Source organism: Pseudomonas sp. LARHCG127, assembly GCF_052871455.1.
This window is the reverse complement of sequence record NZ_JBIXJT010000003.1, coordinates 430398-445167: the sequence shown is the minus strand read 5'-3', so window position 1 is coordinate 445167 and position 14770 is coordinate 430398. Positions and strand designations below refer to the sequence as shown.

The window sequence follows — 14770 nt, the reverse complement described above, 5'->3', positions numbered from 1 at the left end:
GTGCCAGATCGATAAAACAAGGAGCCATGCCATGTCCAACCCCGTCTCTTCCCTGGCCCCGGCCATCGCCGGCTACATCGCGGCTGCCAATGCCCGTGACAGTTCGGCGGTGACGCGTTTCTTCGCCGAGGACGCCAATGTGTTCGATGAAGGCCAACACCGTGTCGGCACCCAGGCCATCGCCCAATGGATGGAAGACACCGCCCAGCGCTTCCAGCCGCGAGTCGAGGTTCTCGATGTGCAGCAACGCACAGGCAAGGTGCTGGTGCACAACCTGATCTCCGGCACATTCCCCGGCAGCCCATTGGAGCTGCGCTATACCTTCCGGCTCGATGAGCAGGGCAAGATCAGTCGGTTGGATATTTCAATCTAGCACTCTGCCCCAACGCTGTTACACCAGGAGTTGAACGCTGTTGTGCCAGGAGTTGAACGCCTTTGTGGCGAGGGAGCTTGCTCCCGCTGGGCTGCGCAGCGGCCCCAAGTTTTTGCGGTTGCTGCGCAACCGAGCGGGAGCAAGCTCCCTCGCCACAGGGCTCGGCGTTGAGTCCACAAGCAGGTGAATGACTCATCACCCCATGCTGCCATGGCATACTCCCCACCTTCGTTTTCCGGACCCGGGCCGTATGACTTTCGACTCCCCCCTGAGTGCTTGGCAGCACGCCATCGAACACCGCGGTTTCGTCCAGGATGAGGCCCAGGAATTGGCCATCATGGCCCTGGAGCAATGCCACCAGGCGTTGCACGAAAGGCGCAAGTCGATCAAGGGCGTTTATCTCTGGGGGCCGGTGGGGCGTGGCAAGACCTGGCTGATGGACCGCTTTTATGAAAGCCTCAAGGTGCCGGCACGCCGTCAGCACTTCCATCATTTCATGGCGTGGGTGCACCAGCGTTCATTCCAGCTCACCGGCACGCCGGACCCTTTGCAGGCCCTGGCCAGGGAGTTGAGCGCGGAAGTACGGGTGCTGTGTTTCGACGAGCTGTTCGTCAGCGACATTGGTGACGCGATCATCCTCGGGCGCTTGTTCCAAGTGATGTTCGAGCTGGGCATGGTGATGGTGAGTACCTCCAACCTGCCGCCGGAAGAGCTTTATGCCAACGGCCACAACCGCGAGCGCTTCCTGCCGACCATCACCGCGATCAAGCAGCACATGCAGATCGTGCCGGTGAACGGCTGGCAAGACCATCGCCAACACCCAGGCCAATTGCAGCAGCGTTACTGGTTGCGCGATCCAGGGCAACCCGACCCGCTGGGCGATGTCTTCGACCTGTTGACCGCCGGGCAGGTGTCGAGCCGAGCGCCGATTGAAGTGGGCCATCGTCTGCTGGAACCGGTCCAGGCCAGCGATGCCGTGCTGTGGAGCCGTTACGCCGACTTGTGCGAGCAACCGTTTTCAGCGTTGGATTTCATGGCGCTGTGCGACCGCTTCAATGTCATCCTGCTCAGTGACGTGCCCTGTCTGAGCGCTGAACAGCGCGAAGGGCGTATTGCTCGTGGCACCGAGGACGGCGTCGAACGGGTCGTGGCCGGTGATCGTGAGTTGCCGCAGTTGTCGGTCCACGACGACGGCGTGCGGCGATTCATCGCCCTGGTCGATGAATGTTATGACCGCAAGGTGCCGCTGTGTCTTTCGGCCGCGGTGCCGATGGATGAGTTGTACACCGAGGGCTATCTGCAATTCCCGTTTCGCCGTACGCTCAGTCGCCTCCAGGAAATGCAAATGCAACGTTTCGGTCAGTACGCCTGACCTGTATCCCGCCGACGGCATTGTGCCGCGGTCCTACTGAAGTGAGATGGAAGGTCATGGAAGAAGCCAAGGACATCCTTGTTCTGCAAGCCAGCTACACCAACCCGGTCCACGCCGAAGCGATCTGTCATGTGCTCAACGGTTACGCGCAGGATCCGATGGGTGGGGGGCATCCGTTGCCGGCCGAGGTACTGCTGCACCTGCCGGAGGAGCTGGCCAAGCGGCCCCATGCCTTCAGCGTGCTGGCGTTTGTCAATGGAGAACCGGCGGGGCTGGTCAATTGCTTCGAAGGTTTTTCAACCTTTGCCTGCCGGCCCCTGGTGAATATCCACGACGTGGCGGTCATGCCGGAATTTCGCGGCCTCGGGTTGAGCCAGAAGATGCTGCAGAAGGTCGAGGACATTGCCCGTCAGCGCGGTTGCTGCAAGATCACCCTGGAAGTGCTTGAAGGCAATGCCGTCGCCCAGGGCAGCTACGCCAAGTTCGGCTTTGCCGCCGGCATGTTCGACCCGGCCCACGGCATTATGCAGTTCTGGATCAAGCCCCTGTAAAAGCGGGCTTCTGGTGGGGTGCGGTTATTTTTGCACCACCTCAGCCAAGGGCGCCTTGGGCTGCATCAGGCTGAAGTCGATCAGAGCCCTGCGCGGGGCTTCATACGGATTGCCGATCAGCAGGGGACGGGCCTTGAAGTCATCGCTGACCAGGCTCTTGCTGCGGTCCAGCTCATCGAAGCTCAGGCCGGCCAGGTCTGCCCAGGTGTGAATCAGGTGCGAGCTGCTGTAGGGCCGTGACAGGTCGCCGGCAAAGTTCCAGTCATGGTTTTCGCGCCACTTGGGCGAAGCCCAGGCCATGAAGGGAATGGTATACATCGGCGCTGTCGGCTTGGCTTCGTTACGGCCCAGCGTGCCGTGACCCTGCGAATCGAACACGTCTTCACCATGGTCCGAGAGGTACAGCAGGAAACCGTTGGGGTCGGTCCTGGCGTAATCCTTGATCAGGCTGGAGACGACGAAGTCGTTGTACAACACCGCGTTATCGTAGCTGTTGTAGGTCGGGACCTGATCATCACGCAGGCCCGCCGGTACGCCCTGGCGATCAGTGAACTTGTTGAACGTCGGCGGGTACCGGTATTGATAACTCATGTGGGTGCCGAGCAGGTGCACCACGATCAGCTTGCGCGGCGCGCTGTCGGCCAGGGCCTTGTTGAACGGCTCGATCACGTCGCCATCGTACTGCGCGGAGTTCTGGTTGCGGTTGTTGTTCAGGTACACCTGTTCATCGGCCTGTTGGGAAAAGGTCGTGAGCATGGTGTTGCGCTTGGTCATTGTCTGCTGGTTGGTGATCCAGAAAGTCTTGTAGCCGGCCTGCTTCATCATGCTCACCAGCGAAGGCGTGCTCAGGTACAGGTCCGGGTTCTGTTCGTCGGCGAAGGTCAGCACCTGTTGCAGTGCTTCGATGGTATAGGGGCGCGGGGTGATGACATTGTCGAACACTGACAGCTGGTCCTTGAGCTTATCCAGCTCCGGTGTGGTTTCCCGCGGGTAACCGTAGAGGCTCATGCGCTGCCGATTGGTGGATTCGCCGATCACCAGCACCAGGGTGGCCGGCTGTTCTGCCATGCCGTCCTTGAGGTTGCTCAGGGGAGGGATCTTGCTGGCGCTGTGGAGCATGCCTTGCATGTTTTCCAACTGCTCACCATAGCGACGGTAGGCCACCAGCATCTGCCAGGGCACCGCCGGCTCGATCCGGTTTTCGAACTTCTCCAGGCCACGGGCGAAGCTGCCGGTGCGCAGGGTCTGCTTGACCAGCGGATAACCGACCACGGCGAGCACGATGACGGTTGCTACAACGACGGCCTGGCGCCGGGGCAGGTACACCGGGCGCAGGCGGGTCCAGAGCCAATAACCCACGGCGGTATGGGCCAGGAACGCCGCCACCATCCACCAGGCAAAATACTGGGTCAGGTACTCGCCGGCTTCAGACACGTTCGATTCGAACATGATGAAGATGACGCTTTGGGAAAATTCTTGCTGGTAAATGAAGAAGTAGCCCAGGCTGGCCATGGAGCAGGCCCACAGCACCACGCCGATCAATGCCGCCAGCAAGCGCGTACGGGCAGGGAAGAGCAGCAGGGGCGCCAGCCACACCGCACTCATCACGAACGCTTGGCGAAAGCCGGCGAAACCCGAGGTGTCACTGAGCAGAATGAGTAGTTGGGTGATACCCGAGAAGTACCAGAAGAACAGAAACAGCCAGCCGAATCCGGCCCAGTCGAAACCTTTCGCAGTCGTTTTGCTGCGTTTGAACAAGCTCATCAAGCGCTCCAGCCTCTGTCGACGAAGCTGCTGGCACCGGACTGGTGGCCGCAGGCATACGCCGAGCAATCTTAAAGGCGGGGAGTATTACGAGCCGGTTGTGAAAACTTTGTTAGTTTTTCGGTTACAAAACGCAGGCGGGGGTGAATCAGGCAATCAAGGCAGGCGGGAGGCGCCCCATCCTGTGGCAGGGGCTTGATCCTGTAGGAGCTATGTAGGAGCTGTCGAGTGCAACGAGGCTGCGATCTTATCCCAGACACTTGAGTCTCAAGCGAAAGATCAAGATCAAAAGATCGCAGGCTTCGCCAGCTCCTACCCTCTGGGGCGGTTACCGAGCCAGGGACTGGCTCTGGTGGGACAGCTGTGCGTGTTGCAGCTGCATGCGCAGTTGCGTCACTTCATCAAGCAGTAGATCGCGTTCTTCCTTGAGTAGGCGCAATTCATCGCGACGAATGGTCACATAAAGGGTTTGGGGGGGACGTGCGGTAACGACTGGGCCCATTGCTCACCTCGCAAATGGCGTACATCAACTAGAGAGATGTCGCCAGTTTTTTTGGTCGACACCTCTTTATCGGCGCCGATTCTGAATACTTTTGCTCGTGAATGGAACTTTTTTATTTTTCATGGTCGCCGTGTCTTCGGCCGGTTTTTGAACGTTATCCTTTGTGATCGGGCGATTTACCCGGAAACTATGCAGCAATGCTCTGGACTAACCTCCACAAGTCACCTTGAGCTAAACCTTTGACACACCTTTATTTGTAGTAGGGAGCATCAGCACATGCAACTCGGGATCATTGGACTGGGCCGCATGGGCGGCAATATTGCGCGGCGCCTGATGCTCAATGGGCACACCACCGTCGTCTATGACCGCAATACCGCTTTTGTCGAAAACCTGAGCCAGGAAGGCGCAACGGGCGTCGCGGACCTGCCGGCACTGGTCGCCGGCCTGGACAAGCCACGAGCGGTCTGGGTCATGCTGCCGGCCGGCGCACCCACCGAAGACACCATCAACGTCCTCAGCGAGCTGCTCGAGCCGGGCGACGTGATCATTGATGGTGGCAACACGTACTACAAGGACGACATCCGTCGCGCCCAGGCCCTGTCGGAAAAAGGCCTGAGCTACATCGATGTCGGTACTTCCGGCGGTGTCTGGGGCCTGGAGCGCGGCTACTGCATGATGATTGGCGGTGAGGCCGAGGTGGTGAAGCGCCTGGACCCGCTGTTCGACAGCCTGGCACCGGGCATGGGCGACATTCCGCGCACCCGTGACCGCACATCCGACGATGACCGCGCCGAACGCGGCTACATCCACGCAGGCCCGGCCGGTGCCGGGCATTTCGTGAAGATGATCCACAATGGCATCGAGTACGGCATGATGCAGGCCTTCGCCGAAGGCTTCGACATCCTCAAGACCAAATCCAGCGAAAGCCTGCCACCGGAGCAGCGTTTTGACCTGAACGTGGCCGATATCGCCGAAGTCTGGCGCCGTGGCAGCGTGGTCTCGTCCTGGCTGCTGGACTTGACCGCCGACGCCTTGGCCAGCGATCCGAAACTGGAGGGTTTTTCCGGCGAAGTCGCTGACAGCGGTGAAGGGCGCTGGACCATCGAGGCCGCCATCGAGCAAGCGGTGCCGGTGCCGGTCCTGTCCAGTTCGCTGTTCGCCCGTTTCCGCTCGCGCCAGCAAAGCACCTACGGCGACAAAATGCTCTCGGCCATGCGCTTCGGCTTTGGCGGCCACGTGGAGACGCCGAAAAAATGACCTCGATCGCCAGCAAATCCAAGGCAGAACCCGCGCCGCCGACCACGTTGTTTTTGTTCGGCGCCCATGGTGATCTGGTCAAGCGCCTGCTGATGCCGGCGCTATACCACCTCAGTCGCGACGGTCTGCTGGGCGATGGGCTGCGCATCATCGGGGTTGACCACAACGCCATCAGCGATGTGGATTTTGCCAAGAAACTCGAGGATTTCATCCGCAACGAAGCGGCGAGCAAGGGCGGTGATGCCGACCGCGCGCTCGACCCGGTGCTGTGGGCCAAGCTGGCCCAGGGCATCAGCTACGTCCAGGGTGATTTTCTCGATGACGGCACCTACCAGGCACTGGCGGCAAAAATCGCCGCCAGCGGCACCGGCAACGCGGTCTTCTACCTGGCGACCGCGCCGCGCTTTTTCAGTGAAGTGGTCAGCCGCCTCGGTGCGGCCGGGCTGCTTCAGGAGCAGGAGGGGGCTTTCCGGCGGGTGGTGATCGAAAAACCCTTCGGTTCCGACCTGCAAACCGCCGAAGCGCTGAACGCGTGCCTGCTCAAGGTCATGAGCGAGAAACAGATCTATCGCATCGACCATTACCTGGGCAAGGAGACGGTGCAGAACATTCTGGTCAGTCGGTTCTCCAACAGCCTGTTCGAGGCGTTCTGGAACAACCACTACATCGACCACGTACAAATCACCGCCGCCGAAACCGTCGGCGTGGAAACCCGTGGCAGTTTTTATGAACACACCGGCGCCCTGCGGGACATGGTGCCGAACCATCTTTTCCAATTGCTGGCGATGGTGGCCATGGAGCCGCCAGCGGCGTTTGGTGCTGACGCGGTACGTGGGGAAAAGGCCAAGGTCGTCGGGGCGATCCGGCCCTGGTCGGTGGAACAGGCCCGCGCCAACTCGATCCGCGGCCAATACACCGCCGGTGAAATCGGCGGCAAGGCCGTGACCGGTTATCGCCAGGAAGCCAACGTCGCTGCCGACAGCAGCACCGAGACCTACGTCGCCCTCAAGGTCATGATCGATAATTGGCGTTGGGTGGGCGTGCCGTTTTACCTGCGCACTGGCAAGCGCATGAGCGTGCGGGACACGGAGATCGTCATCTGCTTCAAGCCGGCGCCTTACGCGCAGTTTCGCGACACCGAAGTCGACGAACTGCAACCGACGTACTTGAGAATCCAGATTCAGCCCAATGAAGGCATGTGGTTCGACCTGCTGGCCAAGCGCCCGGGGCCGGCCCTCGACATGGCCAATATCGAATTGGGCTTTGCCTACAAGGATTTCTTCGAAATGCAGCCATCCACGGGTTACGAGACCCTGATCTACGATTGCCTGACTGGCGACCAGACCCTGTTCCAGCGCGCCGACAACATCGAAAACGGCTGGCGCGCCGTGCAGCCGTTCCTCGATGCCTGGCAACAGGACGCGACGGTCCAGCCCTACAAGGCCGGGGAAGATGGCCCGGCGGCGGCCGATGACTTGCTGACCCGCGACAGTCGCGTCTGGCATGGCCTCGGATGAGTAATCTGGTGAAGCATCCCATCCGATTTTTACTCAGCGACATGGACGGCACGCTGCTGCTGCCTGATCACAGTCTCAACCAGCGCACCATTGAAGCGGTTCGCTCGTTGCGTGAGGCCGGCGTGCTGTTCAGCCTCGCCACAGGGCGACCGCCGCGGGCCATGTTGCAGCAGATCGAGGCCCTGGGCGTCGACCTGCCTACGGCGGCGTTCAACGGTGGCACGCTGGTTCATCCCGACGGCAGCTTCCTTGCGGTCCATTACCTGCCGCCCGAGGCCGCGCTGGCCACGCTGGCGCTGTACGCCGATCAGCCTGGCATCGAGGTCTGGGTTTTCGCCAATGGCGATTGGCTGGTGCGCGACGCCAACGGCCCGATGGTGCCGGTGGAGACCCGCGGCCTGGGCTATCCGCCGGTAGAAGTCGAGAGTTTCGAGCCGTATCTGGAGCGGATCGACAAGATCGTCGCCACCAGCGCCAACACCGACCTGCTGGTGGAACTGGAGGCTCGGCTGCACCCGCTGCTCAAGGGCCAGGCCCAGGTGTCGCGTTCGCAACCGATCTACCTGGACGTGACGGCGATGAAAGCGAACAAAGGTGAGGCGTTGTCGACGCTGGCCGAGTTCCTGGGGGTGCCGCTGGAGCAGACCGCAGCGATGGGGGACGGCGGCAATGACCCGGCGATGTTTCACCGGGCGGGATTGTCGATTGCCATGGGGCAGGCGGAAGAGGCGATCAGGCGCCAGGCCGATGTCGTGACCGCCGCCGTGACCGAAGACGGCGCGGCCTTGGCGATCGAGCGCTACATCCTCCTGTAATAAGCTGTCCGGGTCTTTGTGGCGAGGGAGCTTGCTCCCGCTGGGGCGCGTAGCGCCCCCTGTCTTCGCCTGACACGCCGCGGGTGTCAGTGCTTTCTTGGGGCTGCTGCGCAGCCCAGCGGGAGCAAGCTCCCTCGCCACTGGTTTGCTTCTTCTCAGCAGTATTTCTACAACCAGTACGTCACCCCATACCACCCCAAACCACCCATCACCACGGTGTAGGGCAATGCCATCCAGACCATCCGGCCATAGGACAGGCGAATCAGCGGCGCAATCGCCGAGGTCAGCAGGAACAGGAACGCCGCCTGGCCGTTGGGTGTGGCGACGCTCGGCAGGTTGGTGCCGGTGTTGATAGCCACCGCCAGGGTCTCGAACTGTTCGCGGCTCATGTGACCGGAGACGAAGGCCTGCTTGACCTCGGTGATGTAGATGGTCGCCACGAACACGTTGTCGCTGATGGCCGAGAGCAGGCCGTTGGCGATGAACAGCATGCCAGGCTGCTGGTCGGCGGGCAGGGCCAGGACCCATTGGATCAGCGGCGTGAACAGTTGCTGGTCGTGAATGACCGCCACCACCGCAAAGAACACCACCAGCAGCGACGTGAACGGCATGGCGTCCTTGAACGCATTGCCCAGCCGATGTTCGTCAGTGATGCCGGTGAAGGCGGTAATCAACACGATGATCATCAGGCCGATCAGGCCGACTTCGGCAATGTGCAGGGCCAGGCAGACGATCAGGATCAGTGCGGCAAGGCCTTGGACGATCAGGGCCGCGCGCTGACGAGCCGTGCGTTCGCGATTGTCCTGCTCGGCATAATCGGCGAGCACGGCGCGCACATTGTCCGGCAACAGCGTGCCATAACCGAACCAGCGCAGCTTTTCCAGCGCTACGCAGGTCACCAGTCCGGCCGCCAGTACTGGCAGCGATACTGGCGCGACTTTCAGGAAGAAGTCGGCGAAATGCCAGCCCATCTCATGGCCGATCAGTAGGTTCTGGGGTTCGCCCACCAAGGTGCAGACGCCACCCAGCGCCGTACCGACGGCGCCATGCATCAGCAGACTGCGCAGGAAGGCTCGGAACTGCTCCAGGTCGCCTTGGTGCAGCGAAGGCAAATCGTGGTCTTCGTCGACGCTGCTGTCCTGGCGCGGGTCGTTACCCGACGCCACGCGGTGATACACCGAATAAAAGCCCACGGCGGCGCTGATGATCACTGCCGTGACGGTCAAGGCATCGAGGAAGGCCGACAGGAACGCCGAGAGAAAGCAGAACATCAAGGCCAGGATGGCCTTGGAGCGCACACCCAGGAGCAGGCGCGAGAACAGGAACAGCAGCAAGTCCTTCATGAAATAGATCCCCGCCACCATGAACATCAGCAGCAGGATGACCGGGAAGTTATGCAGCAATTCGTCGTAAAGTGCCTTGGGGGTGGTCATGCCCAGCGCCAGGGCTTCGACCATCAGCAGGCCGCCGGGCATCAGCGGGTAGCATTTAAGGGCCATGGCCAGGGTGAAGATGAACTCCAGCACGATCATCCAGCCTGCAACGACTGGGCCCAATGTCCACAGCACCACGGCATTGAGGACCAGGAAAGTGATGATGCACGCCTTGTACCAACGCGGGGAATTCCCCAGAAAGTTATGCGCGAAAGCCTTAGCCATTGGACCGGACATTGGCTGCTCCTTTTAATTAGAAGCGCGCAACTTGCCGTAAGAAATGAGGAATATCAAGCGTAGGATGAATACCGTTCGCCCGCGACAATCTGACTCAGGCCCAATAACGCGCAACCACCGCTCGATAATGACCCTGGAGTGAGTAGCCGCCCACCAGGATTTTGCTGTCAGCCTGCACCGCCACGGCGGTGGCGGTGTCCAGACTGTAGCCGAGTCGCGTGCGAACCCAGCCCTTGCCCTGGCCGAAATCCGGGTCGAGGCTGGCATCCGGCAAATGCCGGGCAAGCACGAAGTCGGCCTCGATACCGCCGATGGTGGCGCCGGCGGTGACCAGCTTTCCGTCCGCTTGAAGCTGGGCGGCGGTCCACTGGCTGGCGTTGCGCCCGATCGCCATGAGCCGGCACTGGCCCTGATTGCAATGACGGTCCGGCTTGCCGTCCGGACGTACTTTCAGGGACAGGCTATGCATCGGATCGCGACTGCTGCCGAACGCCTGCAGATCACCGTTCCCATCCTCGACGATCTGGCTGATCATCGCGCTGTGACCCTGGGCCAGGATGGACAGGAAGCCCTCTTCGCCGAAGCTGTCATCGAGCCTGCCGCTGCTGTCATAGCGTGCTATCAAGCCATGTTGGGGCAGGTCGATGGCGCCACCGACGACAATATGGCCGTCAGCCTGAAGCGTCAGGCAGCCGAGCCAGGTATTTTTCAACAAGCGTCGGACCATCACGAAACCGCGACCATTGAATGAGGTATCCAAGGCCCCGTCCGGCAGGAGCCGGATCAGTACGCCGACATGGTCGGACAATTGGTAATGATGGTTGGCGAGCAAAAGGATCCGGCCATCGGCCTGCACTTGCATGTCGCAGGCCTCGAGACCTGGCACGCCGGGCGGCAGCCAGGGATCGCGCAGGCCTTGGGAGAGATTGCCACAGAGCCGGATGATGTGCCGGCCGGCGTTGCCGAAGCTCTGGACAGCACGGCCTTGCGGATCGAACAGTGCTAGGGCGGGCAGGGTGTGCTCGTTGTTTTCGTAGTGCAGGCCCGACAGCAGGATATGCCCGTCGGGCAGCTCGATTACTTTGCCTGCCGTCGCTTCGAAGCCGTGGTCAAACGCGTCGATCACGCAGCCGCGGGTGCCGAAAACCGGGTCGGTCGAACCGTCAGGGTTGAGTCGTGCCAGCCCGAATCGGCTGCCGTGGGCCGTCTCGACCCTGGCTGCCACCAGGATTCGCCCGGCTCGGTCGAGGGTCAATCCGGTGATCAGGCTCGAAGTGCTGTCTTCGAAATGAACCCAGGCTTTGCCATTGGCGGCAAAACCTGGGTCAAGTTGCCCGGGATGGGCCATGGCCTTGGGGAGCACAAACGCGAACTGGTTGAGCATGCCTGCCTCTCCTTGCGTGTCGACCGGCCCGAAAGGGCGATGACTGCATGAGGGCAACATTCAATCCCTGAACGGGACAATACACAACTGTCAGGTCTACCGATGCTGCGGCGATGCGTGCCATAACAATGGCTTTACAACCCAATGCCAAGCCTGCAATCGATAACAGGCTTTATCGAGGTTTATTCCGGCATCGACCAGGATTGCAAGGTGTAGCCTTCCTGGCTCAATTCGGCACGGGCCTGTTTCAACAGATCGGCCAGTTGGACCGGGTCGGTATAGGCGCTGCTTGGAATCTGAGTGCGGCCAATATGGGTATTGGTACGGTCGATGACGGTCAGGCTAAGTTCACCGTTACCGTCTTGTGGAGCCCAGGCCACGCATTGGAATGGACGGAATGCGCGGTCGGCAATCAAAAGAGCTTCGTTGATACGGAGCGGGGCGTTCATGGCGTTTTCTCTTCAGTGTGCCCAAACAAATGATGTGCCGTCGGTTGGGCGTACCGTGCGGCTGGTTACTTGTACTGATGTCCCGAACCCGTAGGCGGGTCACACATTATTTAAATAAATTTCGATTTTCTTTCAGACCAGGCTTTTGCACTTTTGTTTGAAAGCACCCTGAAAGAAAAACACCTGTGACAACTAACGAAACGCTCGCTTATAACCGTTTTAACGTGATCTCGATAATCAATTGATACAAGGGCGCGTCAACTTCTTGCTACTGTTACATGCAGGTTTGCCAAACGACTGTTTCTAATCATATTTCCTTATTTTGGCGCCAAGGATCAGTCATGATCGAAGCCAGTACGTCACGTCGTCTGCTCGTGGTTGATCCCTGCGACGATTGTCATCGCCTGTTGCCAGGGCTGCGCAGCATTGGTTGGGATGTGGACAGTTGCGCCCTTGAACACGCCGGCGATCGGACCTGTGACGTCGGTCTGCTGCGCTTGCAACCGTTTCACTTGGAGCGCCCGGAAGCGGTCAAGGAATTGATCAGCCGCAGCGGCACGGAGTGGATCGCCGTGCTCAGCCAGGAAGTCTTGCGCCTGCAAAACGTCGGTGATTTTGTCTGCGAATGGTTTTTTGACTTCCATACCTTGCCCTTTGACGTGTCCAGGGTCCAGGTGACCCTGGGCCGGGCGTTTGGCATGGCGCGCCTGCGGGGCCAGGGCTCGATTCATATCGACCAGCCCGAACATGAACTGCTGGGCGACAGCAAGCCGATTCGCGAACTGCGCAAGTTGTTGAGCAAGTTGGCGCCGGCCGAGTCGCCCGTGTTGATTCGCGGTGAGAGCGGCACCGGCAAGGAGCTGGTGGCGCGCACCCTGCATTGCCAGTCGCATCGGCGCAACAAGCCGTTCATCGCCATCAACTGCGGCGCCATTCCGGAGCACTTGATCCAGTCCGAATTGTTCGGTCATGAAAAGGGCGCATTTACCGGCGCTCACCAACGCAAGATTGGCCGGATCGAGGCGGCCCATGGGGGCACGCTGTTTCTCGATGAGATTGGCGACCTGCCGTTGGAGTTGCAGGCCAACTTGCTGCGTTTCCTCCAGGAAAAACACATTGAGCGGGTTGGCGGCAGCCAGCCGATCGCCGTCGATGTGCGGGTCTTGGCGGCTACTCATGTGGACCTTGAGGCGGCCATCGAGCACAAGCGATTTCGCGAGGACTTGTATTACCGCTTGAATGTGTTGCAAGTGGTCATGGCACCCTTGCGCGAACGCCATGGCGACCTGGCGATGTTGGCCAGTCACTTTTCCCATTTCTACAGCCGGGAAACCGGCCGTCGTCCCCGCAGCTTCAGTGACGATGCCCTGGTGGCGATGGGCATGCACGACTGGCCCGGCAACGTGCGGGAGTTGGCCAATCGCGTCCGTCGCGGGTTGGTGCTGGCCGAAGGGCGCCAGATCGAAGCCCGGGACCTCGGCCTGGCCAGCCAACAGGGTATTGCGGCGCCGATGGGGACGCTGGAGGATTACAAGACCCGCGCCGAGCGCCAGGCCCTGAGCGATGTGCTCAACCGTCACAGTGACAACCTGAGCGTGGCGGCGCGGGTATTGGGCGTGTCCCGGCCGACGTTCTATCGTCTGCTGCATAAGCATCAGATCCGCTGACTCAAACCTGCGCAAAGAACTGTGGGAGCGAACTTGCTCGCGATAGCGGACTTTCATTCAACATTCATGCTGACTGAAAGGGCCTCATCGCGAGCAAGCTCGCTCCCACAGGGGGTTGCAGTGTCCTTCCCATTACCTATCCCAGAGGGCATCAGAAGTAGTATGGGAATTTCAGGCTAAAGGTGAAATCCGGCGCATCGTCGGTCAACCCGATGGACAGGTTCGGCACGATGGTCAGGTTGTCGGACGCGGCGACGGTCATGCCGATATTGAAGTAACCGGCGTTGGCGTCGCTGGAGGTCACCGATTCCCAGTCGCCGCCGTCCTGCTTGAGCTTGCTTTTCTTCTGGATCAGGTCGGAGACCGAGAACGACATGCTCATCTTCTCGTTCAACGCAAAGGCAACGCCCGCGCCGATCTGGAAACTGTCGCCGATCCGCACCTTGCCCGGGGTCTTCTGGTTGACCGTGGAGCTGATGTCGTCGAATGACTCTTCGAGGTTATGGGTGTAGGAAAGGCTGCCGAACAGGACGGCTGGGTCGAAGGTCTTGACCAGCGAGAGCCCGGGCGTGATCGACCAGACGCCGTTACCGGTGGGCAAGTCGTCAGGCACGAACAGGTTGGTGTTGGCCTGGGATTGGCGCAGCTTGATACCAAACGGGTCCTTGCCGGTGGGGGCCTTGACCCGCAGGGTGACCACCGCGTCCGGAGAGTTGATCGACTCATCCATGAACTTGTAGGCGATGCCGAAGTTGACGTCGCCGATGGTCGGGTCGCGGGTCACGGTTTCTTCGCTGGTGACCCCGGCCGCACCGTTGTTCGCGCCGCCTGACTGGTAGGTGGATTCGCGGTAGACCACCGGCACGTTGAGGTCGAACTGCCAGCGATTGTCGAAGTTGTAGCGACCGGTGAGGTCCAGCGTCCAGGTGTCGGCCTTGATCCGGTCGAGGTTGATATTGCCCAGGAAAATCGAATCCAGGGCCAGGAAGCCGTTGAGGATCAGTTGCCGCGTGTCATAGCGCGAATAGGTCACGCCGGTCTCGAAACTGAACTTGCCGCCGCCAAAGAAGCCGCTGGCCTCGTCATAGAGGTTGGAGACACTTTGGGCCGGCTGGGAATCGTCGGCCAGGGATTGCCCATAGCCGCTGCCGCCCGCTGTTGTCGCAGCACCGCCGGCGGTCTGGTTGCCTTTCATGTCGGCCGGGGATTTGGCCAGGCGCTTGGGTTGTGGCGCGGCGGGTTGGTCCTCTACTTGGCGAACCCGCTGCTCGAGCACCGCCAAGGCCTTTTGCTGGACCTCGTATCGTTGCTTGAGCTCTAGAAGCTGCTGTTTCAGGGCTTCTATTTCGGCATCCGGGGCCGCCTGTAACACGGCCGCCGGGAATAACGTGCTTAAACACATCACAGCGCGCAACGATACGGATCGATACATGAAATATGCCGTCCCTA

General features: G+C 60.6%; 13 protein-coding genes. 7 read left to right on the top strand and 6 right to left on the bottom strand.

Translation table 11 applies throughout. The features are described 5' to 3' along the window. Positions 1-31 precede the first annotated feature (31 nt). From ACIPQ1_RS07720 to ACIPQ1_RS07710, 3 genes are all read left to right on the top strand, one after another. On the top strand, positions 32-373 hold the full coding sequence (locus ACIPQ1_RS07720; RefSeq protein WP_186707647.1) for a nuclear transport factor 2 family protein: 342 nt from the start codon (positions 32-34) through the stop codon (positions 371-373). A 250-nt stretch (positions 374-623) separates the two neighbouring features. Next, positions 624-1745: a cell division protein ZapE gene (gene zapE / locus ACIPQ1_RS07715; protein ID WP_446533882.1), complete on the top strand. Its 1122-nt coding sequence runs from the start codon at positions 624-626 to the stop codon at positions 1743-1745. Between the two features lie 56 nt (positions 1746-1801). Further along, entirely contained in the window at positions 1802-2296 is a 495-nt protein-coding gene (locus ACIPQ1_RS07710) for a GNAT family N-acetyltransferase (RefSeq protein WP_186707649.1), read from the top strand. A 24-nt stretch (positions 2297-2320) separates the two neighbouring features. Here the strand turns inward: ACIPQ1_RS07710 and ACIPQ1_RS07705 are convergent, their stop codons facing one another. Both ACIPQ1_RS07705 and ACIPQ1_RS07700 read right to left on the bottom strand, forming a co-directional pair. Further along, positions 2321-4060, bottom strand: a complete 1740-nt coding sequence (locus tag ACIPQ1_RS07705; RefSeq protein ID WP_411384786.1) for a phosphoethanolamine transferase CptA — start codon at positions 4058-4060, stop codon at positions 2321-2323. 328 nt (positions 4061-4388) lie between these two features. Beyond that, complete coding sequence (locus ACIPQ1_RS07700; RefSeq protein ID WP_013693491.1) at positions 4389-4562, bottom strand: DUF6026 family protein; 174 nt, start codon at positions 4560-4562, stop codon at positions 4389-4391. 252 nt (positions 4563-4814) lie between these two features. Here ACIPQ1_RS07700 and gnd point away from each other — a divergent pair, with 252 nt between their 5' ends. The 3 genes from gnd to ACIPQ1_RS07685 are packed head-to-tail and all read left to right on the top strand — an operon-like array spanning position 4815 to position 8151. After that, entirely contained in the window at positions 4815-5819 is a 1005-nt protein-coding gene (gnd, locus tag ACIPQ1_RS07695; protein ID WP_446533917.1) for a phosphogluconate dehydrogenase (NAD(+)-dependent, decarboxylating), read from the top strand. Continuing rightward, positions 5816-7336 (top strand): glucose-6-phosphate dehydrogenase, encoded by a 1521-nt coding sequence (zwf, locus tag ACIPQ1_RS07690; RefSeq protein ID WP_411384785.1) that lies wholly within the window; start codon positions 5816-5818, stop codon positions 7334-7336. The genes gnd and zwf overlap by 4 nt, the downstream gene beginning before the upstream one ends. Further along, positions 7333-8151 (top strand): HAD family hydrolase, encoded by an 819-nt coding sequence (locus ACIPQ1_RS07685; RefSeq protein ID WP_411384784.1) that lies wholly within the window; start codon positions 7333-7335, stop codon positions 8149-8151. Before zwf ends, ACIPQ1_RS07685 begins: the two co-directional genes overlap by 4 nt. Positions 8152-8318: 167 nt before the next feature. Here the strand turns inward: ACIPQ1_RS07685 and nhaB are convergent, their stop codons facing one another. The 3 genes from nhaB to ACIPQ1_RS07670 all read right to left on the bottom strand — a co-directional run bounded on the left by nhaB (position 8319) and on the right by ACIPQ1_RS07670 (position 11654). Then, complete coding sequence (gene nhaB / locus ACIPQ1_RS07680; protein ID WP_446533881.1) at positions 8319-9821, bottom strand: sodium/proton antiporter NhaB; 1503 nt, start codon at positions 9819-9821, stop codon at positions 8319-8321. Between the two features lie 94 nt (positions 9822-9915). Further along, complete coding sequence (locus tag ACIPQ1_RS07675; RefSeq protein WP_446533880.1) at positions 9916-11205, bottom strand: hypothetical protein; 1290 nt, start codon at positions 11203-11205, stop codon at positions 9916-9918. 182 nt (positions 11206-11387) lie between these two features. Further along, entirely contained in the window at positions 11388-11654 is a 267-nt protein-coding gene (locus ACIPQ1_RS07670) for a hypothetical protein (protein ID WP_013693488.1), read from the bottom strand. A gap of 341 nt (positions 11655-11995) precedes the next feature. On the opposite strand from ACIPQ1_RS07670, the gene ACIPQ1_RS07665 reads away from it, so the two are divergent. Then, the gene (locus ACIPQ1_RS07665) at positions 11996-13321 is read left to right on the top strand and encodes a sigma-54 dependent transcriptional regulator (RefSeq protein ID WP_186707656.1); all 1326 of its coding nucleotides are present in this window, start codon (positions 11996-11998) and stop codon (positions 13319-13321) included. A gap of 151 nt (positions 13322-13472) precedes the next feature. Here ACIPQ1_RS07665 and ACIPQ1_RS07660 read toward each other — a convergent pair whose 3' ends face one another. Continuing rightward, complete coding sequence (locus ACIPQ1_RS07660) at positions 13473-14753, bottom strand: hypothetical protein (protein ID WP_186707657.1); 1281 nt, start codon at positions 14751-14753, stop codon at positions 13473-13475. Positions 14754-14770: the final 17 nt, after the last annotated feature.